Source organism: Mycobacterium sp. GA-2829 (genome assembly GCF_001499965.1).
In the GTDB taxonomy this organism is placed as follows: Bacteria; Actinomycetota; Actinomycetes; order Mycobacteriales; family Mycobacteriaceae; genus Mycobacterium.
Window position 1 is genome coordinate 1 of record NZ_LQIT01000051.1, and the last position, 24,818, is coordinate 24,818.

Annotated in this window: 21 protein-coding genes; 14 read left to right on the top strand and 7 right to left on the bottom strand. The window is 68.5% G+C overall.

Translation table 11 applies throughout. The features are described from left to right. Together AU194_RS25040 and AU194_RS25045 are read right to left on the bottom strand one after the other, a co-directional pair. Positions 1-2,475, bottom strand: a 2,475-nt coding sequence (locus AU194_RS25040) for a transglycosylase domain-containing protein (RefSeq protein ID WP_197417737.1), incomplete at its 3' end; no start/stop codon positions are given. After that, entirely contained in the window at positions 2,468-2,893 is a 426-nt protein-coding gene (locus AU194_RS25045) for a DUF5318 domain-containing protein (RefSeq protein WP_059091974.1), read from the bottom strand. The genes AU194_RS25045 and AU194_RS25040, both read right to left, overlap by 8 nt. Before the next feature lie 111 nt (positions 2,894-3,004). Here AU194_RS25045 and AU194_RS25050 point away from each other — a divergent pair, with 111 nt between their 5' ends. The 4 genes from AU194_RS25050 (at position 3,005) to AU194_RS25065 (ending at position 6,725) form a co-directional block, all read left to right on the top strand. Further along, complete coding sequence (locus AU194_RS25050; protein WP_059091975.1) at positions 3,005-3,883, top strand: DUF1707 domain-containing protein; 879 nt, start codon at positions 3,005-3,007, stop codon at positions 3,881-3,883. 136 nt (positions 3,884-4,019) lie between these two features. Continuing rightward, positions 4,020-4,565, top strand: a complete 546-nt coding sequence (locus tag AU194_RS25055) for a PadR family transcriptional regulator (protein WP_011562745.1) — start codon at positions 4,020-4,022, stop codon at positions 4,563-4,565. 66 nt (positions 4,566-4,631) lie between these two features. Beyond that, positions 4,632-5,711 (top strand): inositol-3-phosphate synthase, encoded by a 1,080-nt coding sequence (locus AU194_RS25060; RefSeq protein WP_059091976.1) that lies wholly within the window; start codon positions 4,632-4,634, stop codon positions 5,709-5,711. A 96-nt stretch (positions 5,712-5,807) separates the two neighbouring features. Next, positions 5,808-6,725 (top strand): alpha/beta fold hydrolase, encoded by a 918-nt coding sequence (locus AU194_RS25065; protein WP_059091977.1) that lies wholly within the window; start codon positions 5,808-5,810, stop codon positions 6,723-6,725. On the opposite strand, the gene AU194_RS25070 is transcribed toward AU194_RS25065, so the two are convergent. Then, a complete protein-coding gene (locus AU194_RS25070) occupies positions 6,695-8,479 on the bottom strand; it encodes an Ig-like domain-containing protein (RefSeq protein ID WP_059091978.1) in 1,785 nt (594 codons plus the stop codon). The genes AU194_RS25065 and AU194_RS25070 overlap by 31 nt on opposite strands. A gap of 210 nt (positions 8,480-8,689) precedes the next feature. Between AU194_RS25070 and AU194_RS25075 the strand changes: the two genes are divergently transcribed. The 6 genes from AU194_RS25075 (at position 8,690) to AU194_RS25100 (ending at position 15,363) form a co-directional block, all read left to right on the top strand. Then, entirely contained in the window at positions 8,690-10,741 is a 2,052-nt protein-coding gene (locus AU194_RS25075; RefSeq protein WP_059091996.1) for a PhoX family phosphatase, read from the top strand. 88 nt (positions 10,742-10,829) lie between these two features. Continuing rightward, the gene (locus tag AU194_RS25080) at positions 10,830-11,633 is read left to right on the top strand and encodes an LLM class F420-dependent oxidoreductase (protein ID WP_059091979.1); all 804 of its coding nucleotides are present in this window, start codon (positions 10,830-10,832) and stop codon (positions 11,631-11,633) included. An 18-nt stretch (positions 11,634-11,651) separates the two neighbouring features. Then, a complete protein-coding gene (locus AU194_RS25085; protein ID WP_059091980.1) occupies positions 11,652-12,311 on the top strand; it encodes a GntR family transcriptional regulator in 660 nt (219 codons plus the stop codon). Between the two features lie 13 nt (positions 12,312-12,324). Next, positions 12,325-14,097: an ABC transporter substrate-binding protein/permease gene (locus tag AU194_RS25090; protein ID WP_059091981.1), complete on the top strand. Its 1,773-nt coding sequence runs from the start codon at positions 12,325-12,327 to the stop codon at positions 14,095-14,097. Further along, positions 14,097-14,840, top strand: coding sequence for an amino acid ABC transporter ATP-binding protein (locus tag AU194_RS25095; protein WP_059091982.1), 744 nt, complete (start codon positions 14,097-14,099; stop codon positions 14,838-14,840). Before AU194_RS25090 ends, AU194_RS25095 begins: the two co-directional genes overlap by 1 nt. Positions 14,841-14,892: 52 nt before the next feature. Beyond that, positions 14,893-15,363, top strand: a complete 471-nt coding sequence (locus AU194_RS25100; protein WP_059091983.1) for a MarR family winged helix-turn-helix transcriptional regulator — start codon at positions 14,893-14,895, stop codon at positions 15,361-15,363. A 3-nt stretch (positions 15,364-15,366) separates the two neighbouring features. Here AU194_RS25100 and AU194_RS25105 read toward each other — a convergent pair whose 3' ends face one another. After that, a complete protein-coding gene (locus AU194_RS25105; protein ID WP_059091997.1) occupies positions 15,367-16,707 on the bottom strand; it encodes an amylo-alpha-1,6-glucosidase in 1,341 nt (446 codons plus the stop codon). 54 nt (positions 16,708-16,761) lie between these two features. Here AU194_RS25105 and AU194_RS25110 point away from each other — a divergent pair, with 54 nt between their 5' ends. Continuing rightward, positions 16,762-17,430 carry an SDR family oxidoreductase gene (locus AU194_RS25110; protein WP_059091984.1) on the top strand — a complete coding sequence of 223 codons (669 nt, stop codon included), beginning with the start codon at positions 16,762-16,764 and terminating at the stop codon, positions 17,428-17,430. A 44-nt stretch (positions 17,431-17,474) separates the two neighbouring features. On the opposite strand, the gene AU194_RS25115 is transcribed toward AU194_RS25110, so the two are convergent. Beyond that, a complete protein-coding gene (locus tag AU194_RS25115; RefSeq protein ID WP_059091985.1) occupies positions 17,475-18,332 on the bottom strand; it encodes a DUF559 domain-containing protein in 858 nt (285 codons plus the stop codon). Between the two features lie 97 nt (positions 18,333-18,429). Beyond that, positions 18,430-21,294: a leucine--tRNA ligase gene (gene leuS / locus AU194_RS25120; protein ID WP_059091986.1), complete on the bottom strand. Its 2,865-nt coding sequence runs from the start codon at positions 21,292-21,294 to the stop codon at positions 18,430-18,432. A 207-nt stretch (positions 21,295-21,501) separates the two neighbouring features. Between leuS and AU194_RS25125 the strand changes: the two genes are divergently transcribed. Both AU194_RS25125 and AU194_RS25130 read left to right on the top strand, forming a co-directional pair. Beyond that, a complete protein-coding gene (locus tag AU194_RS25125) occupies positions 21,502-22,362 on the top strand; it encodes an LpqN/LpqT family lipoprotein (RefSeq protein WP_059091987.1) in 861 nt (286 codons plus the stop codon). A gap of 86 nt (positions 22,363-22,448) precedes the next feature. Next, complete coding sequence (locus tag AU194_RS25130; RefSeq protein ID WP_059091988.1) at positions 22,449-22,799, top strand: hypothetical protein; 351 nt, start codon at positions 22,449-22,451, stop codon at positions 22,797-22,799. A gap of 1 nt (position 22,800) precedes the next feature. Here AU194_RS25130 and AU194_RS25135 read toward each other — a convergent pair whose 3' ends face one another. Further along, positions 22,801-23,415 (bottom strand): YqgE/AlgH family protein, encoded by a 615-nt coding sequence (locus tag AU194_RS25135; protein ID WP_197417738.1) that lies wholly within the window; start codon positions 23,413-23,415, stop codon positions 22,801-22,803. 127 nt (positions 23,416-23,542) lie between these two features. Here AU194_RS25135 and AU194_RS25140 point away from each other — a divergent pair, with 127 nt between their 5' ends. Further along, positions 23,543-24,817, top strand: coding sequence for an MFS transporter (locus AU194_RS25140; protein WP_059091989.1), 1,275 nt, complete (start codon positions 23,543-23,545; stop codon positions 24,815-24,817). Position 24,818: the final 1 nt, after the last annotated feature.

Sequence of the window (24,818 nt, forward strand, 5' to 3'; positions counted from 1 at the left end):
GACGCCGGGGGCGGGCACCTGCTCACCCACCGGCGGCGGGGGGCCGACCGGCACGGTCGTCGGCGGGCCCAGCGGGATCGTGATGCCGGGGGCGACCTCCAGCGTCGGCTGGATGACCGTCTCCGACGGCGTCGGCACCAGGGTCGAGGTCTGGACCGGTCGCGGCGCCTGCGGAACCCCGGCGTAGCCGCCGATCTCCTCCGGCTTCGGGAACGACTCGTTGTCGGTGTCCTCCAACGCGCCGTCCATCGTGGCCTTCCAGATGTCCGACGGCAGCCCCGAGCCGTACACCGGGGAACCCCACTTGTTCTCGAGCGGTTTCGTCCCGTCGACGGTGCCGACCCACACCGCGGTGGACAGCGACGGGGTGAACCCGACCATCCACGCGTCGCGGTTGTCGTCGGTGTCGCCGAGCTGGTTGGTGCCGGTCTTGGCCGCCGACGGCCGGCCGCCGGCGAGCGCGTGCCCGTTGGAGTACGCCGCGATCGGCTGCATCGCCGCGGTGGCGTTGTCGGCCACCGCCTTGTCGATGCGCTGCTCGCCGTCGTTGTTCTCCTGCGAGGCGTCGAACAGCACGTCACCCTCGGAGTTGACGACCTTCTGCACGAAGTGCGGTTTGTGGTAGACGCCGGACGCGGCGAGCGTGGCGTACGCCGAGGCCATGTCGATCACACGGGACTGGTACTGCCCGAGCACGACGCCGTTGTTGGGCGGACCGCCCTTGCCATCCTCGCTGAGAGTGTGCTCGACGCCGGGGAAGCTCTCCGGGATCCCCGCCTCGTGCGCTGCGTCGGCGACGTCCTGCGGACCGTTCTTCAGCTTCAGCATCAGCCGGTAGTAGCTCGTGTTCAGCGACCGCTTGAGCGCCTCGGCGATGTTGCAGGTGCCGCAGCTGTTGCCCTCGACGTTGGAGATCTTGATGCCGTCGACCTCCAGCGGGGAGCTGTCGACCTGGTAGCCGAGGCCGATGCCCTGCTGCAGTGCGGCCACGAGCGCGAACACCTTGAACGAGGAGCCGGTGGGCAGACCCGCCTGGGCGAAGTCGAAGCCGTTGGCGTCGGATCCGCCGTAGTACGCCTTGACCCCACCGGTCTTCGGATCGATCGACACCACCGCGGTGCGCATGTCGGGATCCTGGCCGTCGAGGTACTCGGCGACGGCCTCCTCGGCGGCCTTCTGCGCCTTCGGGTCGATGGTCGTGGTGATCTGCAGACCCTCGGTGTTGAGCTGCTGTTCGCTGATGTTGAACAGCTCGAGCAGCTCCCGCTGGACCTGACGTTCGATGAGGCCGTTGGGACCCGTGGTCTGGTTCTGGGTCTGCGCGACGTCGGGCGGCACGGTCGGCGGGAACACCTGCGCGGCCCGGTCGGCCTCCGACAGCGCCCCGATCTCGACCATCCCGTCGAGCACCCAGTTCCACCGCTCGGCGGCGCCGTCGGGATCCACCGCCGGATCGAGTGCCGACGGCCGCTGGATGAGCGCCGCCAACAGCGCACCCTCGGCGACGGTGAGCTCCTCCACCGGCTTGTTGAAGTAGGCCTTCGACGCCGCGGCCACACCGTAGGCGCCGCGCCCGAAATAGATGATGTTCAGATACGACTGCATCACCTGGTCTTTGGACCACTCGCTGGACATCTTCGTCGAGATGACCAACTCCTTGGCCTTACGCGTCAACCCGCCGAGGCCGCCGCGCTCGGAACCGACCAGCGCGTTCTTCACGTACTGCTGGGTGATCGTCGAGCCGCCCTGCAGGTCGCCGCCGAAGATGTTGTTCTTGAAAGCGCGGGCGAAGCCGGTGAACGAGAACCCCGGGTTGGAGTAGAAGTCGCGGTCCTCGGCGGCCATCACCGCATCCCGCACGTGCACCGGGATCTGGTCGATGTTGACGTCGACGCGATTACCCTCCGGCGGCACGATCTTCGCGATCTCGCTGCCGTCGCTCGCCAGGATCGTCGACACCTGGTTCGTCCGGATGTCGCCCGGATTCGGTACGTCGACGATCATGTAGGCCATCCCGAAGGTGACCAGGGGCAGAACGATCAGCACGGCCGCCGCGGCGATCAGTCCGCGCCGCACCCACTTCCAGTTGATCTGTTCGCGCCAGTGCGGGCGCCGGCCCGGCGGCGGACCCCCTGGCCCGTCACCGCCACCACCGCGCCCGCGCGGCGGCGGGGGTTTCTGCGGCGGGGTGCCGTCGAGCGCGGCCTTGACCACGTCGATCGGATCCCGCAGATGGGCGGGTGGTTCGTCGCGGTACTGCGGCAGGATCGCGGTGCGGTTGTCGTCCGGCGCCCGGTGCTGACGGGGCGGCTCGGGCGGGCGACGGCCCGGTCCGTCGGCCGGACGGGGCGGGCGCCCGCGATCCGCGTGGCGGGGACCCTGCTCTGACCTCGGGGGCGGCGCACCGACACCGTCAGCCGCCTGTCCCCTACGGACATCGCCGGCCGACCGTTCGTGGCGCCCTTCGCTACTCACTCGCCGTACGCGCGCTCTTACGCGCCGTCCGGGTACCGCGCGGGGCCTTGGGCGGCCGCACCGCGCCGAGCACATACGACTTCACCAGATGATTCCATTCACAGGTTCGGCATACCTCCACCACATGTACGGAGAACTCGTCGAACTTGGTGGCCAGCAGAACCAGCTCCTCGGCGGTTCGTGCCGACCCGGACACCGGCCCCAGATGATCTCCGAACACCCAGGACACCAACGTCAGCTGCTCTTTACGGCAGATCGGGCACATCACCTGGCTGGGCTTGCCATGGAACTTCGCGGCGCGCAGCAGGTAGGGGTTGGCGTCGCAGACCTCCGATACGCCCGTGCGGCCCGAGTAGACCTCGGCCAGCAGGGACCGGCGCCGCAGCGCGTAGTCCACCACCTGTCTCTGCAATCGCACGCTGACCAGAGTACGTCGGCGCCTGCGGCACCGGACGGCTGACGCCGTTTCGCCACCCCGGATTCCGCGTCTGGTCTGCGACGTTGCCGGTCGAACTCTTACGATCCTGGCGTGGCAGTGAGCAGCACGGGGCGGCCGACCGCGGGAACCCGGGCAAAGGACAGCGACCGCAATGACATCTGCCAGGTGCTCGACACCGCGCTCAGCGAGGGTCAGCTGTCGATGGCCGAACACGGCGAGCGGGTCAAGGCGGCCACGCACGCCGCCACGCTCGGCGAACTCCAGGCGCTCGTATCGGATCTGCAGACCGCGAACGCTCCCGTCCAACTGCCGGATCTGCGCGCCCCCAAGGTGCGACGGGTGCCGCTGCGCACCGGCTGGGGCATCAAGGTCGCGATGGCCGTCGTGCTGGTGCTGCTCGGCATGGGGATCGGCTGGGGCCTCTACGGCAACACCAATTCCCCGCTGGACTTCCAGAGCGACCCGGGTGCCAAATCCGACGGCATCGGACCTGTCGTGCTGACCCCGCCGCACCAGCTGCAGTCGCGGGGCGGTTTCAACGGGTTGTTCGAGCAGATGCGTCAGCGCTTCGGCAACACCATGGGCTACGAACTGGACATCCGCACGGACTGGGCGTCGCTGGACCGGCCGGATCCGTCCGACAACCGGCGCAAGCAGGACTACGACTACCGCGGCGGCTGGAGCGATCCGTGGGGTCCAGGAAGCACGCTGTCCGACGACGATCGGTTGGTCGACCTGGCGAAGTTCGACTACGAGAAGACGCTCGGCGTGCTCCGCGGCGCCCCCGAGACGCTGGGGATGAAGCGCGCGGACATCACCGACACCTGGGTGCGCATCGGGCCGTCCGGGGATCCCGCGACCCCCGACATCGTCAGCATCGAGATCGTCGCCAACAGCGACTTCGGCACCGGCCGGATCGAGCTCTACCCGGACGGTTCCACCAAGGCGATCTGGCCGCCCCGCACCTGATTCGCGGAGCCGGGTGACCGGCAGGCGAACAGCAGGCAACGCCCTCGTGTAGCGTCGAATATATCGGCGCGATACAATTTCGCGAGGTGTCGATGTGTCGTAGCGACGACGCAGATCAACGAGGAGGTGCTACCGGGTGCTGGAACTCGCCATCCTCGGATTGCTCCTCGAATCGCCGATGCACGGCTATGAACTGCGGAAACGCCTGACCGGTCTGCTGGGTGCCTTCCGCGCCTTCTCGTACGGTTCGCTCTACCCGGCACTGCGCCGGATGCAGGTCGACGGGCTGATCGTCGAGGACGCCGCCCCCGCCGGCACGGTGACCCGGCGACGGGCCCGGCGGGTCTACCAGCTCACCGACGCCGGCAAGCAACGCTTCGCCGAACTGGTGGCCGACACCGGCCCGCAGAACTACTCCGACGACGGCTTCGGTGTGCACCTGGCCTTCTTCAACCGCACCCCGGCCGAGGCCCGGATGCGGATCCTGGAGGGCCGCCGTCGTCAGGTGGAGGAACGTCGCGAAGGTCTGCGTGAAGCAGTGGCGCGGGCCAGCAGCTCATTCGATCGATACACCCGGCAACTGCACCAGCTCGGGTTGGAGTCCAGCGAGCGCGAAGTCAAATGGCTCAACGAACTCATCGCGGCGGAACGTCTCGGGCAGGGAAGTCCGGACAACACGTGAGCACAGCCTTGAACCGGCGACCACAGACAGCACTACGAATTCCAGTAGGAGAGGGAGAGAACGGCCATGACTGAGCACGCAGGAGACATCCGGGTCGCCATTGTCGGCGTTGGGAACTGCGCGTCGTCGCTCGTACAGGGCGTGCAGTACTACAAGGACGCAGACGAGAACGCGACCGTGCCCGGTCTGATGCACGTCCGCCTGGGGCCCTACCACGTCCGCGACGTCAAGTTCGTCGCCGCCTTCGACGTCGACGCCAAGAAGGTCGGCTTCGACCTGTCCGAGGCGATCTTCGCGTCGGAGAACAACACCATCAAGATCGCGGACGTTCCGCCGAGCGACGTCATCGTCCAGCGCGGCCCGACCCTCGACGGCATCGGCAAGTACTACTCCGACACGATCGAGGTGTCCGACGCCGACGCCGTCGACGTGGTCAAGGCGCTCAAGGACGCCAAGGTCGACGTCCTCGTGTCCTACCTGCCGGTGGGTTCGGAAGAGGCCGACAAGTTCTACGCCCAGTGCGCGATCGACGCCGGTGTGGCCTTCGTCAACGCTCTCCCGGTCTTCATCGCCTCGGATCCGGTGTGGGCGAAGAAGTTCGAAGACGCCGGTGTGCCGATCGTCGGTGACGACATCAAGAGCCAGGTCGGCGCGACCATCACCCACCGCGTGATGGCCAAGCTGTTCGAGGATCGCGGCGTGCAGCTCGACCGGACCATGCAGCTCAACGTCGGCGGCAACATGGACTTCCTCAACATGCTCGAGCGTTCGCGGCTCGAGTCGAAGAAGATCTCCAAGACGCAGGCCGTCACCAGCAACCTGCAGCGCGAGTTCAACACCAAGGACGTCCACATCGGCCCGTCCGACCACGTCGGCTGGCTCGACGACCGCAAGTGGGCCTACGTGCGCCTCGAGGGTCGCGCGTTCGGTGACGTGCCGCTGAACCTGGAGTACAAGCTCGAGGTGTGGGATTCGCCGAACTCGGCCGGCGTCATCATCGACGCGGTGCGCGCCGCGAAGATCGCCAAGGACCGCGGTATCGGCGGTCCGGTCGAGGCGGCCTCGGCCTACCTCATGAAGAGCCCGCCGAAGCAGCTGCCCGACGACGTCGCGCGTGCTCAGCTGGAGACCTTCATCGAAGGCTGATCTACCTCCTTTCTCGTTGACTCTGCGCCCAGGGCGTGCGGCACTCGCACTTCGTCGCCCTGGGCGCATAGTCATTTCGTGGGTAGGGTCCGTCCCGTGATCTCTGACGACGAACTCGTGGGCCTCGACGAATTCGCGCTCCTGCCCGAGAACGCCGAGCAGATCGGCACATCGGACATACCGCCCGCGACACGTGTCGATTCCGGTCCGATCAGTGCGATCAAATGGGGCGACGCCGATCCGCAGGTGGTGTTCCTGCACGGCGGCGGTCAGAACGCCCACACCTGGGACACCGTGATCCTCGGCCTCGGCATGCCCGCGCTGGCGGTCGATCTGCCCGGGCACGGCCGCTCGGCATGGCGCGAGGATGGCGACTACGGACCGAAACTCAACGCCGAGACGCTGCGCCCGGTCCTGCGGGAGTGGGCGCCGCAGCCGCGGTTGGTGGTGGGAATGTCGTTGGGCGGGTTGACCGCACTGCGCATCGCGGCCACCGGACCGGCCCTGGTGCCCGAGCTGGTGCTCGTCGATGTCACGCCGTCGGCGCCCGAACGCCATGAGCAGATGACCAAGGCGCAGCTCGGCGCGGTGGCGCTGGTGCAGGGCGACCGCACCTTCCCGTCGTTCGAGGCGATGCTCGACGTGACCGTCGCCGCCTCACCGCACCGGGACCGGAACTCGTTACGGCGCGGCGTGTTCCACAACAGCAAGCAGCTCGACGACGGCACTTGGACGTGGCGGTACGACTCCTTCCGCAAGGGCGACGGCTTTGAGGGGCTCTGGGACGACGTCCCCGCGATCACCATGCCGACCACGCTGGTGCGCGGAGCCAAGTCCTTCTTCGTCAACGACGAGGACGCCGACGCTTTCGCCAAGGGGGCGCCCGGTTTTCGGCGCACCCACGTGGTCGAGAACTCGGGCCACTCCGTGCAGGGTGACCAACCGCAGGCGCTGGTGGAAATTCTGCGCGGGGTGCTGGCCGGTCAGAGCAGAGCCACCGGGTCCACCCGGTAGCCGAGGTCGCGCAGTATGCCCAGCTCGACCGGGCTCAACACCCGAACGACGAAGCCGGTGCCGGTGTTGGCGTTCATGACCTTCTGATCATCTCCGCTGAAGGTGTCGTCGTCGAGGTGCGAGATCGAACTGCCTTGTCGCCACGGACCCGGGCTGTAGACCGGAACGAGACCGCCGTATGCGGCGACGGCGTGGACGCCGCCGAAGTACAGCCCGCCGTCGACCCCGATCAGATAGGGGTCGTAGTCGACGTTGAAGGTGCCGTCGCGGTTGAACGGGTCCTCGCGGTCGCGGGTGACCAGGAAGCTGTCGTAGACCGTCCAGAAGTCCTCGTCGCCGTTCTGGCCCGGCGCTTCGAGATAGGACAGGAAGCCGAACGAGTGCAGGAGTTCGTGGACCGCCGTCGAGTTGAAGTCGAACTCGTCGGGCCCCACCGTGTCTCCCAGCGCCCACTCGTTGCCGAAGTTGAACCTGATCCGGCCGTCGGCTGCCGAACCGTTGGCATCGACGCCGGTGAGCAGTTTGTGTTGGACCACCGTTGGCCAGAAGCCCGGATCGTCGGAGATGAGATCGCTGCCGGCCGACGCGAGCGTGGGAGAAATCGGGTCTTCCATACCCCTTACGTCGTACGTGAGCACGACCGGTTTGGTGACGAGGAAGTAGACAATCAGGTCGTCGGTCGCGGTTCGCAGCGCGTGTACGCGTTCGGGCGTCCAGTACTCGGTGCCCTCCACGAACGTGAACTCGAACTTGATCGCCCGCTGGTTGATCAGATTGTCCGCGCGGGCGCCGATCGGCCGGAACGGGTCCACGAGGTTGAGGTGTGGACCCACGTCGATCGCGACGACGCGGAAGGTGTCGACCCCCTCGAATCCCTCGCCGGGGGTGTAGGTGTAGGTGCCGTCCGAATTCACCTGCACCGAACCGTATTTCGGGCCCCGGGTGACCACATAGATGAGCCGGTCGCCGTCGGGGTCGACGGCACGCACCGTACCGGTCACCGGGCCGTCGAGCTTGCCGCTGATCTGGATCGGCGCGACGGTGGGCGCCTGGTTGAACAGTGTGCGGCGGGTGGCCCACAACGCACCCGAGAGGTGATACTTGGCCTGGCCGTCGACCGGCAGCGAATTGATCCAGCCCTGCGACGAGCCGGTCCAGTTGTCGATCGCCTGACCCGTGAAGGCGCTCCAGTCGGCCGGCGACGGCTTCGGCGTCACGGCGCGGGGATGCGGGGCGGGCGCAGGTGGATCATCCTGGGTCGTGACGAGGTTCGCCCGCTCAGCAGTGTCGGCGTGCGGTTGGGCTTCGGGTTCGGCGTCTTCGGCCGGCCCTTGCGTCTCATCGGCCTCGGCCTCCGCGTCGGCCAGGTCGGCCTCATCGGCGCCGGGTTCGTCGGTCAGTTCGTCGGCCTCATCGGATTCGTCGTCGGTCTCGTCGGGTTCGTCGTCGTTCAGGTCGTCAGCCTCGTCGGTGTCGTCCGCCTCTGGGCTGTCGTCGTCGTCATCGGGTGAGTCCGTGCCGGTGGAGTCCGTCGCGGTGGAGTCCTTGTCGTCATCCGACGTCGATGCGCCCTCCGCCGGACCCGACGACGTCGTGCTCTCCCCCGCCGTGTCCGCCGCGGCCGTCCCCACCTGCGGACCCATCAGCGAGAACCCGAGCAACCCCGCACCGACACCGGCCGACGCCGCTCCCAACTGCAGCCAGCGCCGGACCGCAAACCCTTCTGCACGCCGGGCGCGTCGATGAACCGCCATGTATTGACTCCCTCGTTATTAATTGGCGGTGACGTTATCCGCCCGGCGTGTCACCGCGCAGCAAATTCGTTGAACCTGCAAGCGCGTGTCGCGGTCATCGCACCCGGTTGTTCACCTGTTGCTCGCCCACCGCTCGCCCGGCTGCCGTATCTTTCGGCCCGATCGGCCGCTCCGCCCGCGGCCGTGCGGACGGAAGGACCCGTGCTGGCCATGGCACTACTGCCCCTGAATCTCCTTGTCGCCCACGACGGCAAGTCGAAGCGGCAACACATCACCTGTCGGTACAAATGCGGTGACGCCTGCTCGAAACCCGTTCCCAACACCAGTGGTAACGCCTACTTCGGCGACATCGTCAAGCAGATGTCCCGCCGGAGCGTCCTGCAGGCCGGCGGCGTCACCGTCCTGGCCGTCGGCGCCGGTTCGGTACTGGCGGCGTGCGGCAGCGACGACGCCGCGTCGGCCGCCCGCCCATCCGAGGCCGCACCGGTCCCACCCAACCCGGGCATGGAGTTCACCGCGGTCGCGCCCAACAGCGACGACGCCGTCGTGATCCCCGACGGTTATCAGCAATCCGTGGTGATCAGCTGGGGCGACCCGGTGCTACCCGGCGCCCCCGCCTTCGACGTCACGAGGCAGAGCGGGGCCGCCCAACGCGGCCAGTTCGGGTTCAACAACGACTTCGCTGCGCTCCTGCCGATCGACGGATCTGCTGACCGCTTCCTGCTCGTCACCAACTTCGAGTACGTCACCCCGCAATTCATGTTCCCTGGCTATGACCCCGGCGCCCCCACGCGCGAACAGTTCGACATCGAGATCGCCGCCGTCGGCATGGGCGTCGTCGAAGTGCGCCGCACGGCCAACGGCCTCGAGCCGGTGATCGGCCGCTTCAACCGTCGCATCACCGCCGACAGCCCGTTCGCCCTCACCGGACCCGCGGCGGGCACCGAGTTCGTCAAGACCTCCGCCGATCCGGCCGGCCGCACCGTCGCGGGGACGTTCGCCAACTGCGCCGGCGGCGTGACCCCCTGGGGCACAGTGTTGTCCGGTGAAGAGAACTTCCACGGCTACTTCGGCGCGGCGGAGGGGTCACCGCCTCCCCCACCGGTCGTCGCCGACCGCCACGACCGCTACGGCGTTGCGCTGGAACCGTCCGAATTGCGTTGGGAGACCTTCGATCCCCGCTTCGATCTGACGCGAGAAACCAACGAGGTCAACCGGTTCGGCTACGTCGTCGAACTCAATCCGTGGGCCCCGGAGTCGACGCCGGTCAAGCACAGCGCACTGGGCCGCCTCAAACACGAAGGCGCCAACATCCACGTGACCGACGACGGGACCGTCGTCGCGTACACCGGAGACGACGAACGGTTCGACTACCTCTACAAGTTCGTCTCCAGCAAGAAGATTCGGCCAGGACGCGACGCCGCGGCGATGGCGCACAACATGACCATCCTCGACGAAGGCGCCCTCTACGTCGCCAAACTCACCAGCGACATCCCGGCCGAGGAGATCGACGGCTCGGGCAGACTGCCTGCGCAGGGCTCGTTCCGCGGGACCGGCACCTGGCTGCCGCTGCTGCGCTCCGGTCCGGGCGGGCAGGCCGAGTCGCTGGTCGACGGCGTCACCGCCGCGGAGGCCGCGGTGTTCACCCGCATGGCCGCCGACAAGGCAGGCGCCACCAAGATGGACCGCCCCGAGGATGTCGAAGCACACCCGCAGACCGGAAAGATCTACGTCGCGCTGACCAACAACGACGAACGCGGGGCACCGGGCGAAGCGCCCGTCGACGCGGCCAACCCGCGCAACGACAACAAGAGCGGCCAGATCCTCGAGATCACCGACGACCACGCGGGCACGGCGTTCACCTGGGATCTGCTGCTGGTCTGCGGTGACCCGGCCGCGGCCGACACCTACTACGCGGGGTTCGACAAGACGAAGGTCAGCCCGATCTCGTGCCCGGACAATCTGGCGTTCGACAGCCACGGCAACCTCTGGATCTCCACCGACGGCAACGCCCTGGACTCCAACGACGGCCTGTTCGCGGTGGCACTGGACGGGCCGAACCGCGGCGAGACCAAACAATTCCTCACCGTGCCGATCGGCGCCGAGACCTGTGGACCGGTGGTCGCCGACGACTTCGTCACCGTGTGCGTGCAGCATCCCGGCGAGCACGACGACAACAGCATCGACGATCCGGTGTCGCGGTGGCCCGAGGGCGGCAACGGGACGGCGCGGCCGTCGGTGGTCATGGTGTGGAAGGCCTGACCACTTCCCGCGAGCAGACACAGAATCGCGCTCCTGGCCTGAATTTCACACGAATCTGTGTCTGCTCGCGACGGGTTAGATTGGGCTGATGACTTCCTCGTCGGCACCCACACATCCCGTCCGCATCGGTGTCCAGCTGCAGCCCCAACACTCGACCGAGTACCGGCACATCCGCGATGCGGTGCGCCGCTGTGAGGACATCGGCGTCGACATCGCCTTCAACTGGGACCACTTCTTCCCGCTGTACGGCGATCCGGACGGCGCGCACTACGAGTGCTGGACCATGCTCGCGGCGTGGGCCGAGCAGACCTCCCGCATCGAGTTCGGGGCGCTCGTCACCTGCAACTCCTACCGCAACCCCGAACTGCTCGCCGACATGGCGCGCACCGTCGACCACATCAGCGACGGCCGGCTGATCCTCGGCATCGGGTCCGGCTGGAAGCAGAAGGACTACGACGAGTACGGCTACGAATTCGGCACTGCCGGAAGCCGACTCGACGACCTCGCCCAGGCGCTGCCGCGTATCAAGTCGCGCCTGTCGAAGCTCAACCCGGCCCCGACGCGCGACATCCCGATCCTCATCGGCGGGCAGGGCGAGAAGAAGACGCTGCGGTTGGTCGCCGAGTACGCCGACATCTGGCACGGGTTCACCGACCGCACCACCTACCCGGGTAAGGCCGAGGTGCTCGACCGGCACTGCGCCGACGTGGGCCGCGACCCCGCCGCGGTCGAACGTTCGTCCGGCGTGCCCGAGGGCAACAGGGATGAGATGCTCGCCGAGGCCGAGGCGCTCGTCGGGCTCGGGGTCAGCCTGCTGACCGTCGGCGTCAACGGTCCGGACTACGACCTCACCGCCGCCGAGGCCCTCTGCCGCTGGCGGGACAGCCGCTAGCCCGCCGCGGGCGGCCGGATGCCGAAACGCTACGGAGTCAAGGAGAAGGACCAGGTCGTCGCGCACGTGATCGACCTGGTCCTGACCGGACGGCTGCGCGGCGGACACCGCATCGACCGCACCGCGATCGCCGAGACCCTCGGCGTGAGCCGAGTCCCCGTGCAGGAGGCGATGGTCCAGCTCGAACAGGACGGCATCGTGTCCATGCGCTACCACCGCGGCGCCTACCTCGAACGCTTCGACGCCGCCGTGCTGCGCGAACACCACGAGCTCTACGGCGTCCTCAACGGGATAGCCTCCGCACGCGCGGCCGTCGACCCGGAGCCCGATCTGCTCACCGGACTCGACGAGGTGATGCAGCACATGCGGAAGGGCAAGAGCCGCAGCGACTTCCACGACTGCTGCCAACGGTTTCGCGCCGCCGTCAACGGTGCGCACGCCGGACCGCGGCTACAGGCCGCGATCCGCGCCTCCCAGGCGTTCGCGGCCTCGGACTTCTGGCTGTCCTATCCGCGGGTGCAGGCCGAGCTGCTGCCGAGCTATCAACTGGAGACCGCCGCGATCCACGCCCACGATCCGGACGGGGCGCGGGCCGCCTGCCTCGAGCGCTCCGAGCTCATGGCCACCATCATGGTCGCCGAGCTGACCCGCCGCGGTGTGCTGCCCAGCCCCGGTTGACTAGGTTCGGTGCATGAACGCCGGACGGATCGCCGCAGTCGTCACGACGATGCTGATGGTGCTGACACTCTGTTGCGCCGGACCCGCCGCCGCGCAGACCGACCAGTGCGCACCACCGGGCGAGGAATCGGCCAGTGCGCTGCCGACCAACCTCGCCGCCGCCGCGCAGGGTCCCGAAGCCGACCGGTACACCACCGCCAACGTGCGCCCCCTCGACAGCATCGACGTCAACGCGCTCGGCCTCGGCACGCCCGGTGTGCTCACCGTCGGCACCCTGTCCGACGCACCGCCGAGCATCTGCATCGACTCCGCCGGCCAGTTCACCGGCTTCGACAACGAACTACTGCGCGCGATCGCCGACAAGCTGGGATTGCGGATCAACTTCGTCGGCACCGAGTTCTCCGGTCTGCTCGCCCAGACCGCCGCCCGCCGCTTCGACGTCGGTTCCTCGTCGATCACCACCACCGACGCGCGCAGGCAGACGGTCGGCTTCACCAACGGTTACGACTTCGGCTACTTCTCCCTCGTGGTGCCCAGCGGCTCCCCGATCGACGGCTTCGACAAGCTCGGACCAGGGCAGCGCATCGGCGTGGTCCAGGGCACGGTGCAGGAGGCCTACGTCGTCGACACGCTGGGCCTGCAACCGGTGATCTTCCCCGACTACAACACCGTCTACGCCAGCCTGAAGACCCGCCAGATCGACGCCTGGGTGGCGCCGTCGGCTCAAGCCGAGGGCACCGTGCAGGCCGGCGACCCGGCCGAGATCATCGAGAACACGTTCAGCCTCGACAACTTCATCGCCTATGCCGTCGCCAAGGAGAACCAACCGCTCATCGATGCGCTGAACTCCGGCCTCGACGCGGTGATCGCCGACGGCACCTGGGCGCGGCTGTACTCCGACTGGGTGCCGCGCGCACTGCCGCCGGGCTGGAAACCCGGGTCGAAGGCCGCCCCCGTACCGCAGCTGCCGGACTTCCAGGCCATCGCCGAACAGCAGCAGGAGACCGACGACGCCGGCCCCGCCGCCCCGAAGTCGACGCTGCAGCAGCTGTCCGACTCGTTCCTGAACTGGGACCTCTACAAGCGGGCCGTTCCGGATCTGCTCAAGACCGGCCTGCCGAACACGCTGATCCTCACCGTCAGTGCCGCGATCATCGGGCTGGTGCTCGGCATGGGGCTCGCCGTCGCCGGGATTTCCCGATCGCGGCTGCTGCGCTGGCCCGCGCGCGTCTACACCGACATCTTCCGAGGGCTGCCCGAGGTCGTGATCATCCTGCTGATCGGGCTCGGCGTCGGGCCGATCGTCGGCGGATTGACCGGCAACAACCCGTTCCCGCTCGGTATCGCCGCGCTGGGCCTGATGGCCGCGGCCTACATCGGCGAGATCTTCCGGTCCGGTATCCAGAGCGTGGAGGCCGGGCAGCTGGAGGCCTCCCGCGCGCTGGGGTTCAGCTACTCGTCGTCGATGCGGTTGGTGGTGATCCCGCAGGGTGTGCGCCGGGTGCTGCCCGCGCTGATGAACCAGTTCATCTCGCTGCTCAAGGCCTCGTCGCTGGTGTACTTCCTGGGGTTGGTCGCCGATCAGCGCGAACTGTTCCAGGTCGGTCGTGACCTCAACGCCCAGACCGGCAGCCTGTCCCCGCTCGTCGCCGCCGGCTTGTTCTATCTGCTGCTGACCATCCCGCTGACCCACCTGGTGAACTTCGTCGACGCCCGGCTCCGCCGCGGGCGCCGACCCACCGAAGAGTCCGCGCTGCCCCCGGCGACCACCCAGGAGATGATCTGATGGCCGACGCTTCGATCGAGCCGGTGTCCTTGGCCGCGAACGACATTCACGTCGCCTTCGGACCCAACAGGGTGCTCCGCGGCGTCGACATCGACGTCCCCGCCGGGACGACTGCCGCGGTCATCGGCCCCTCGGGGTCGGGCAAGTCGACGCTGCTGCGCACGCTCAACCGGCTCTACGAACCCGACCGCGGCGACATCCTGCTCGACGGGCGCTCGGTGCTCAAGGACAACCCCGACCAGCTGCGGCAGCGCATCGGGATGGTGTTCCAGCAGTTCAACCTGTTCCCGCACCGCACCGTGCTCGACAACGTCACGCTGGCACCGCGGCGGCTCAAGAAGCTGCCCGCCGAGGAGGCCAGGGAACTCGGCCTCGCTCAACTCGAGCGGGTCGGGTTGCGGCAGAAGGCCGACGCGCGGCCGGGCACTCTCTCGGGTGGCCAACAGCAGCGGGTCGCGATCGCTCGGGCACTCGCGATGGCCCCGCAGGTGATGTTCTTCGACGAGGCCACCTCGGCGCTGGACCCCGAACTGGTCAAGGGCATCCTCGCGCTGATGGCCGACCTCGCCGCGGACGGGATGACCATGGTCGTGGTCACCCACGAGATGGGCTTCGCCCGGTCGACGGCGGACTCGGTGGTGTTCATGGACCAGGGGCAGGTCGTCGAGGCCGGACCCCCGCAGCAGCTGTTCGACGCCGCGGAGACCGAGCGCTTGCGGCGGTTCCTGTCCCAGGTGCTATGAATTCGTCTTCAAAGCCAAACCGGCAGGCTCCGACAGGTTAGACTGGCGAACTATGGCAGAGACGCAGACGCAGGTCACCGAGCTCGCGGGTGAGCTCCAGCGGGTGCTGTCGAAGGTGTTCTCCGTCCTGCGCCGGGGTGACGCCAGCCGCACCAACGAGGGCGGCGATCTGACGCTGGCGCAGCTGTCGATCCTGCTGACGCTGCTCGACTGCGGGCCGATCCGGATGACCGAACTCGCCGCCCACGAACGCGTCCGCACACCCACCACCACCGTGGCGATCCGCCGCCTCGAGAAGCTCGGGTTGGTGAAACGCTCGCGGGACCCCTCGGATCTGCGGGCCGTGCTCGTCGAGGTCACCCCCGAGGGTCTGGTGCAGCACCGCGAGGCGCTCGCCACCCGCCGTGCCTACCTGGCCAACCTGCTGTCGAAGCTCAGCGAGGATGAGCTCGAGACGCTGTCGCGGGCGCTGGCCCCGCTCGAGCGCCTCGCCGACCCGCCGCCCCAGCAGTCGGATAACTGACCGCTACCCCAGCCAGTCCAGCACCGCCGCGGCGGTCCATGACTGCTGCATACTGCCCAGCGGTTCACCGGTGAACGGTTCGTAGTACTCGGCGAAGCTGCCGTCGCTGACCTGGCGCAGACCCTCGTGCCGCAGCAGCCGGGCGCGCTCGGCCCAGCCGCGGCGGGCGAAGCACCAGGCGAACAGCCACGTCAGCACCGGCCACACCGGGCCGCGCCAGTACTCGCGGGTCCGGAAGTCCCGTGACACCGGAGACGTCGACGGGATGCAGGCGTACTTCAGATCCGGATGGCCGCAGAACCGAGGGCCCTCCAGCAGCCGCAGCAGGGCCCGCTCCCGCTGGTGCGGTAGGCCACCGCAGAGCAGCGGCGCGAACTGCGCGACGGTCTCGGTGGCCACCCACTTCTCCGCGCGCACGTCGAAATCCTTTGCCGCACCGGTGCGTTGGTCCGTCGTCTCGATGACACCGGTGCGGAACCGGTCCGCCCACGAGTACAGGTCGCGGACGTCGGCGTTCGGGCGTTTGTAGTCCTCGCCGATCTCGGCGAGCACCTGACACGCGACCGAGAAGATCGCGGAGACGAACACGTCCTCGACGGCGAAACTCATCACCTTGGGCAGCAGATGGTCGTCGTAGCGGGCGGACTTCATCTCCTCGAGCAGCCACAGGTAACGGTCGTACTCGTGGTCGGACGGCCGTTGGGTGGCGTCGGTGTTGATCTTGTTGTCCTCGCGTTGGTACTCCGGCACCACACCCGGAATCACGTTGGCGTAGGCGGCATCCCAGCGCGGTGAGTTGTCCATGCCGGACTCCCAGCCGTGGTAGAGCGTGATGCGGCCGCGGTCGTTCTGGTCGCGGCATTCCGCCAGCCAGCGGTGCCAGCGCACCAGATCGCCCCAGCGGCGGTCGAGGAAGGCCTCGGCGACCTGGCGGGTGGACCGGCCGCGGGTGCGGGCCTGATCGAGGATGCGCTGGACGGCGATCGCGTGGACGGGCGGCTGGGTGATACCCGAGGTGTGACGGGTGCGCGGGGCGTCGGCGGCCAGCGCGGAGGTCGCCCAGCGGGCCGGGCCGGGGAAGTATCCGTCGACGCCGTTGGCGAACACGATGTGCGGGATCATTCCGTTGCGCCACTGCGCCGACAGCAGCGTATCGAGTTCGACGACGGCGCGTTCCACGCTCAGCGGCGCCAGCCCGATCGCGACGAATGCGGCGTCCCAACTCCACATGTGCGGGTACAGCAGCGGCGCGGCGGTCGTCATCGACCCGAGGTCGTTGCCGCGCAGGAGATACGCGGCCCGGGCGGCAAGCTGCGTGGGCGCGAAGCTGGGATCGTGTGGCATCCCTCCCATCATGCGACGGCCGGGCGTCGCGCGCAGGTCGGTAGGGTTGCCGACATGCCGACCGCGATGATCACAGGCGCCGGACGCGGACTCGGGGCGGCGATCGCCACCGCGCTGGCGCCCACGCACACGCTGTTCCTCGCCGGCCGGCCGTCGGCGCAACTCGACGAGGTGGCGGGCCGGCTCGGGGCCACCACCTGGGAGATCGACTTCGACGACGTCGATGCGATCCCCGCCACCGTCGAACCGATCGTCGAACTCGACGTGCTGATCCACAACGCCGGCGTCGCCTATCCGGCGCGGGTGGCCGAGTCGTCGGTCGACGAGTGGCGGGCGACGATGAACGTCAACGTGATCGGACCCGTCGCGCTGACCCTGGCGCTGCTGCCCGCCCTGCGGGCGGCCGCCGACGGGCAGGTGGTGTTCATCAACTCCGGCTCGGGCATCAACGCCTCGCCCGGGCTGGCGTCGTATTCGGCGAGCAAGTTCGCGCTGCGGTCGTTCGCGGACTCGCTGCGCAACGACGAGCCCGGACTGCGGGTGACGTCGGTGCATCCTGGTCGGATCGCCACCGAGATGCAGCAGGATCTGCGGGCGTACGAGGGCCGCGACTACAACCCGACCGACTTCCTGAGCGCGGAGACCGTCGCGCAAGTGACTGCCGACGCGGTCAACGCGCCTGCGGATGCGCACATCCACGAGGTGATCGTCCGGCCCCGCTAGGTTTCTGCGATTTGGGTGTAGTTGGTTGCGGTGGGCGCAACGAACTACACCGAAATCGCTGCGTGGAGGGTGGCGATGACGCGCTCTGGATACTCGGTCAGGTCCAGCCAGGTGAACCGCAGCACCTGCCAGCCGAGCAGGGCGATATTGTTCTGCCGCAGTCGGTCTCGATGGAAATCGTCCGAACTGGTGTGGAATGCGAACCCGTCGATCTCGATGGCCACCTTCTGGCGGGGAAATGCCACGTCGACGACATAGCCGCCCACGGGATAGTTCGCCCGCCACCCGGTGATGCCCGCCCGTTTGAGTAGCCGGATGAAGAGGCGCTCGGCTTCGGATTGTGCGCCGTCTCCCGCGGCCTGCAGCAGCAGCCGGGCCGCGGGCGAACCGTAGCGGCTCTTGTTCCGCATGTGGGCACGCCAGAGTTCGCGCAGCTCCACGTCGTTCTGCAGCGCACGGTCCATGATCTTCGCGCCGCCGCGGATCCGCACCGCCGCTTCGATGACCGTAAGCGGAACGGCAGTGAGACGCAGACCGCGCAGCTCGACGATGTCGGCGGAATCCAGATCACGCCTCCGCAGCTTGGATCCCGGTCGGTTCCTTCCACTGGCGGTGCGCGGCATCGTCACCTCGACGACATCCGGCGCGAACATCGTCAGACCATGCCACCACGCAGCAGCCAATCCACTTGCCACGGCTTGCTCGCCGTACCCCCACACCGCAGCGCGAAGGCGGGCCGCATCGGTGAACGGTCGGCCTTCAACGAAGTAGACGCCGCGGGAACATCGTCGCCAGAGACCCGATGCCACCCGCCTGTTGACGGCGTACCGACTGAGCCCGACTTCGAGGGCCTGACCCAACGTCAGGACGCCATCGTGCCGACGGAGATAGTCGTTGATCACAACCAAAGGACGCCATTGCGCCCTCGAGCGGTTCCATCTTTAGTGATTTCGGTGTAGTTGGTTGCGGCCAGCGCAACGAACTACACCGAAATCACAACTAGACGACGAGGTTGACCAGGCGGCCGGGGACTACGATCACCTTCTTCGGCGCCTTGCCGTCGAGGAAGGCCTGCACCTTCTCATCGGCCAGCGCCGCCGACTCCAGCGAGCCCTTGTCGGCGTCGGCGGCGACCGTGATCCGGCTGCGCACCTTGCCGTTGACCTGCACCGGGTACTCGACGGTGTCGTCGACCAGGTACTGCGGATCGGCCACCGGGAACGGCCCGTGTGCCAGCGACGTGCTGTTGCCCATCCGCCGCCACAGCTCCTCGGCCAGGTGGGGAGCCAGCGGCGCGACCATCAACACCAGCGGTTCGATCGCCGCGCGCGCCGTCACCCCCTCCTTGGTGAGGTGGTTGGTGTACTCGATCAGCTTCGCCGCCGCGGTGTTGTTGCGCAGGGCCGCATAGTCTTCCGATACCCCCGCGATGGTGCGGTGCAACACGCGCAGGGTGCCGGTGTCGAGCGCCTCGTGGTTGGCCACGCGCACCGCGCCGGTCTGCTCGTCGACCACCAGCCGCCACACCCGCTGCAGGAAGCGGTGCGCGCCGACGACGTCCTTGGTCGCCCACGGCCGTGACGCGTCGAGCGGGCCCATCGACATCTCGTACACGCGCAGGGTGTCGGCGCCGTAGTCGTCGCAGATCTCGTCCGGCGACACCGAGTTCTTCAGGCTCTTGCCGATCTTGCCGAACTCCTGGTTCACCTCGATCTCGCCGTCGGGACCCGGCCAGTAGAACTTGCCCTGCCGTTCAACGACTTCCGCGGCGGGCACATAGGACCCCCGCGAATCGGTGTACGCGAACGCCTGGATGTAACCCTGGTTGACCAGACGGCGGTACGGCTCACGGGAAGTCACGTGGCCCAGGTCGTAGAGCACCTTGTGCCAGAACCGGCAGTACAGCAGGTGCAGCACCGCGTGCTCGACGCCGCCGACGTAGAGGTCCACTCCACCGGGATCCTGCGGGCCGTGCACGTCGGGCCGCGGGCCCATCCAGTACGCCTCGTTCTCCTTGGCGCACAACGCATCCGGGTTCAGCGGATCGGTGTAGCGCAGCTCGTACCACGAACTGCCCGCCCACTGCGGCATCACGTTGGTGTCGCGGGTGTAGGTTTGCAGCCCGTCGCCGAGGTCGAGTTCGACGTTGACCCAGTCGGTGGCCTTGTTCAGCGGCGGATTCGGCTCGCTGTCGGCGTCGTCCGGATCGAACAGCACCGGCGAGTAGTCCGGCACATCCGGAAGCTCAACGGGCAGTGCCGATTCCGGCAGCGGATGCGCTCGGCCCTCGCTGTCGTAGACGATCGGGAACGGTTCGCCCCAGTAGCGCTGACGGGCGAACAGCCAGTCGCGCAGTTTGTACTCCACCCGGGCGCTGCCGCGCCCGTCGGCGACCAGGCGTTCGGTGATCGCGGCCTTCGCCGCCGCGACGTCCAACCCGTCGAGGTAGTCCGAGTTCACCAGTCGGCCGTCACCGGAGTAGGCCGCCTCGTTGATGTCACCGCCGGCGATCACCTCGACCACCGGCAGGCCGAACTCGCGGGCGAACTCCCAGTCACGCTGATCGTGTCCGGGCACCGCCATGATCGCGCCGGTGCCGTACCCGATGAGCACGTAGTCGGCGATGAAGATCGGAACCCGTTGCCCGTTGGCCGGATTCACCGCGTAAGCACCCAGGAACGCGCCGGTCTTGGTCTTGTTCTCCTGGCGTTCCAGATCGCTCTTGGCGGCGATCGACGCCCGGTAGGCCGTGACCGCCTCACCCGGGGTGGCGGCGCCGAAGGTCCAGCGCGAGTCGACACCGTCGGGCCACTGCGCAGCCGTCAACTGTTCGACCAGCGGATGCTCGGGAGCCAGCACCAGATACGTCGCGCCGAACAGCGTGTCGGGGCGGGTGGTGAACACCTCGATGTCCCCGGCGTCAGTACCGAACAACACGTTGGCGCCGGTCGAGCGGCCGATCCAGTTGCGCTGCATCGTCTTGACCTTCTCCGGCCAGTCCAGGACGTCGAGGTCCTCGAGCAGGCGGTCGGAGTAGGCGGTGATGCGCATCATCCACTGCCGCAGGCGTTTCCGGAACACCGGGAAGTTGCCGCGGTCGCTGCGCCCGTCGGCGGTGACCTCTTCGTTGGCGAGCACGGTGCCCAGCCCGGGGCACCAGTTGACCATCGAGTCGGCGCGGTAGACCAGACGGTAGGAGTCGATGACGTCGGCGCGCTCGCCCTCGGAGAGCTGCGCCCAGGTGCGGCCGTCGTCGAGCGTGCGGGCACCGGAGGAGAACTCCGCGATCAGTTCCGCGATCGGACGTGCCTTCTGCGCGTCGCGGTCGAACCACGCGTTGTAGATCTGCAGGAAGATCCACTGCGTCCATTTGTAGAAGTCGACGTCGGTGGTGGAGAAGCTGCGCCGCGTGTCGTGGCCCAGGCCCAGCCGGCCCAACTGGCGGCGGAAGTTGACGATGTTGGCCTCGGTGCGGGTCCGCGGATGGGTGCCGGTCTGCACCGCGTACTGCTCGGCGGGCAGGCCGAATGCGTCGAAACCCAACGCGTGCAGCACATTACGGCCGGTCATCCGGTAGTAGCGCGCGTAGACGTCGGTGGCGATGTACCCCAGCGGGTGGCCGACGTGCAGCCCCTCCCCCGACGGGTACGGGAACATGTCCTGCACGAACATCTTGTCCGCGGGGACCGAACCGTCCGCGGCGGCCAATTCGCCGACCGGGTTGGGCACGTTGAAGGTGCCCTTGTCCGCCCACGTCCGCTGCCACGCGTCTTCGATCCGGCCGGCCAGCTCAGCGGTGTAGCGGTGCTGCGGAGTGTCGGCGTCGGCGGCGCGGTCGGACTGCTCGGTCGGGGTTTCGGTCACCTCACCAGGGTATAAGGAGTGTTTCGGCCGGATTCGGGCCCCGTCGGCCGCGCCGTCGGAAACAAGTCGGTATCGGTTGCGTTGCGGCGATGTCAGGGCTTGATCCCAGGTGTGTCCCAACCCTGGTGACCGCCATCGAGGCGTGGATACAGTCGGCGCCTGACCTACGGGCGACAGGCCCGACCACCACGGGAGAAGGACGCGTCGATGATCGAGAAAGCCCGTCACTGGCGGGTTCTGGCAGGAGGTGTGGCCGCGGGCATGGCCGGACTGCTCGGCTTCGCCGGTGCGACCGCAACGGCACAACCCGTCTACCCACAACCACCGGTGCCCGGGCCCGGCACGGTCGCCGTGGCCCCCGCCGCCACACCGGAGGCGGCAGTGCTGAGCCCCAGCGCGGCCACCGCACCGGCTGTCGCCGCCATCCCCGCCGCACCGAGCATCCTGCCCGCCACGTCCGGCACGATCAGCGAGTTCCTGAAGTCCAAGGGCGTCACCATGCAGCCACAGGTGGCGAACAACTTCAGTGCGCTCAACATCACGCTCCCGATGCCGCGGGGCTGGGCCTACATCCCCGACCCGAACGTGCCCGAGGCGTTCGCAGTGATCGCCGACCGGGTCGGCGGCGACGGGCTGTACTCGTCGAACGCGCAGCTCAAAGTGTACAAACTGCTGGGCGACTTCAACCCCGACGAGGCGATCAGCCACGGCTTCATCGACAGTCAGATGCTGCCGGCCTGGCGGTCCACCGACGCGTCGCTGGCGCCCTACGACGGGATGCCGTCGTCGCTCATCGAGGGCACCTACCGGGAGAACTCGATGATGCTCAACACCTCGCGGCGGCACGTGATCGCATCGTCGGGGCCGGACCGCTACCTGGTGTCGCTGGCGGTGACGACCACTGTCGATCAGGCGATCCCCGCCGCGGACGCGACCGACGCGATCGTCACCGGCTTCAAGGTGAAATCGCCCACACCGCAGCCGGCGATCGCACCGCCGCCACCCGCGCCCGCCGGACCGCCCGCACCTGGCCTGGCGCCGCTGCCGACACCGCTCGGGTTGCCCTGAGTCGCGGCCCCTGAACGACGTCCCCCGGGCGATGCCTGGCGCCCGGGGGACGCCTCTCATGAGCGCGCCTCGTATTCTTGGACCCCATGGTCTTCGTTGCAGTGCTGTGCCTGTGTGCGGCCGTCGCGGTCGGCGCCCTCGGGCTGTGGCTGCTGACGCGGCCGCGGTCGGCCGACCCACGCCAGCAGATCCTGCGGGCGGTCGCGCCCACCCAACTGGCGGCGGCGGTGATGCTGGCCGCAGGCGGGGTGGTGGCCTTCGCGGCCCCGGCCGAGACCGGGATCCTCGCGGTGGTCGCGTGTGGTGTCGGCGCCGTCGGCACGGTGGCCGCGGGCTGCTGGCAGAGCGCCAAGGTGGTCGCCCGGGCTGAGACGGCCTCGCCCGCCGACGCCGACTGCGCGGGTTCGTGCGCGGCGTGCGTGCTGTCGTGCCGGTGAGCTAGTTGCGGCTGACGTCGATCGGGTGGGTCGCGAGCAGCGACAGCGGCAGCGGCTGACGCCGCAGCACCCGGCCCCACAGGTCCACCCGCGGTTCGATGAGCACGTCAGAAGGCAACGCGGACAACACGATCCAGTCGTCGCGTTCGATCTCACCCTCGAGCTGACCGATGGTCCACCCGGAGTAGCCCGCGAAGATCCGCACTCCTTCGAGCACCGGGGCCAGCGGCTCGGGGTCGGCGTCCAGGTCGACCATCACCATGCGGCCCTGCACATGCCGCAACCCCGGCACACCCGTCGCCTCGACGCCGACGCGCAGCGTGGCCAGGCACAGCGCGGCATCGCGTTTCACGGGCCCGCCGATGAACATGGTCTTGGGTTTGGCGGCCAGTTTCGCCCACTGCGGCAGCACGTTGTACACCGCGGTCTCGCTCGGCCGGTTCAGCACCACACCGAGGGTCCCGCCGTCGTTGTGCTCGACGATGTAGATGACACTGCGCCGGAACGTCGGCTCGAGGAGATCGGTGTTGGCGAGCAACAGCGTCCCCGCCCGCACCCGCTGAGCCGCCGGGGCGATGAAGTCCTCCGGATCCTCTGACTGCGCCACGGTGTCCATCATGTCACCGGCCCGTCGCCGATGTGGCGGACCAGCGCGGCCCGCCGGGAGATTTGTAGGGTGAATGCGGTGCCGCCCCCCGCGGCCCGTCTCTCAAACTCCGCGCCAGAACAGGACGTGATCTTCGGTGCCCGATGCTCGTGCGCTCAAGGGCGTCTGGCAGTCGGTGCGCGGGCTCAACGAGTTCCGCAGACTCCTCGAACTGCGGGCGGTCAGTCAGTTCGGCGACGGCCTGTTCCAGGCGGGTCTCGCCGGGGCGATCCTGTTCAGCACCGACCGCGCCGCCGACGCGTGGGCGATCGCCGGCTCGTTCGCGGTGCTGTTCCTGCCGTACTCGGTGCTTGGGCCGTTCGCCGGTGCGCTGCTCGACCGGTGGGACCGGCGCCTCGTGCTCATCGGCGCCAACGCGGCGCGGCTGCTGATGGTGCTCACAGTGGCCGCACTGCTCTCCGCGCGGGTCGCGGATCTACCGATCCTGTTCGGCGCGTTGATCGTCAACGGGTTCACCCGGTTCGTGTCCTCCGGGCTGTCGGCGGCGTTGCCGCACGTCGTCCCGCGCGAGCAGGTGGTGACCATGAACTCCGTCGCGGCCGCCACCGGAGCGGCGGCAGCGTTCCTGGGCGCGAACTTCATGCTGCTCCCGCGGTGGGCGTTCGGCGCCGACGACGCGGGCTCCTCGGTCGTCATCCTCATCGCCGCGCTGCCGGTCGCGCTGGCGCTGCTGTTGTCCGTTCGGTTCGGCAGGCACGTCCTCGGACCCGACGACAGCGTCCGCGCGGTGCACGGATCGGTGGTGTACGCGGTCGCCACAGGTTGGGTGCACGGGGCGAGGACGGTGCTGTCGGTGCGCACGGTGTACGCGACGCTGGCCGGGCTGGGCGCCCACCGCGTCGTGTTCGGGCTCAACACGCTGGTGGTGCTGGTGATGGTCCGGCACAGCGACACCGCTGCCGTCGCAGGGTTGGGCACCGCGGTGTTGTTCCTCGCGGCCACCGGCACCGGTTCGTTCCTCGCGACGTTCGCCACCCCGGCGCTGATCGCCCGGTGGGGCCGCTACCGCACCGCCAACGGCGCACTGCTGGCCGCGGCGGGCGTCCAACTCGCCGCGATCGGTCTGCAGCTGCCGGTGATGGTGGTCTGCGGCGCGCTGCTCGGCGCGGCAGGACAGATCGTCAAACTCTGCGCCGACACCGCGATGCAGATCGACGTCGACGACGCGCTGCGGGGCCACGTGTTCACCGTGCAGGACTCGATCTTCTGGATGACCTACATCGGCGCCATGGCGGCGGCCGCCACGGTGATCCCGGCCGACGGCCGCGCGCCCGGGTTGGCGGCCGCCGGTGTCGGCGTCTACCTGGCCGGGTTGGCGATGCACGGCATCCTGGGCAGGCAGCGCAACTAGT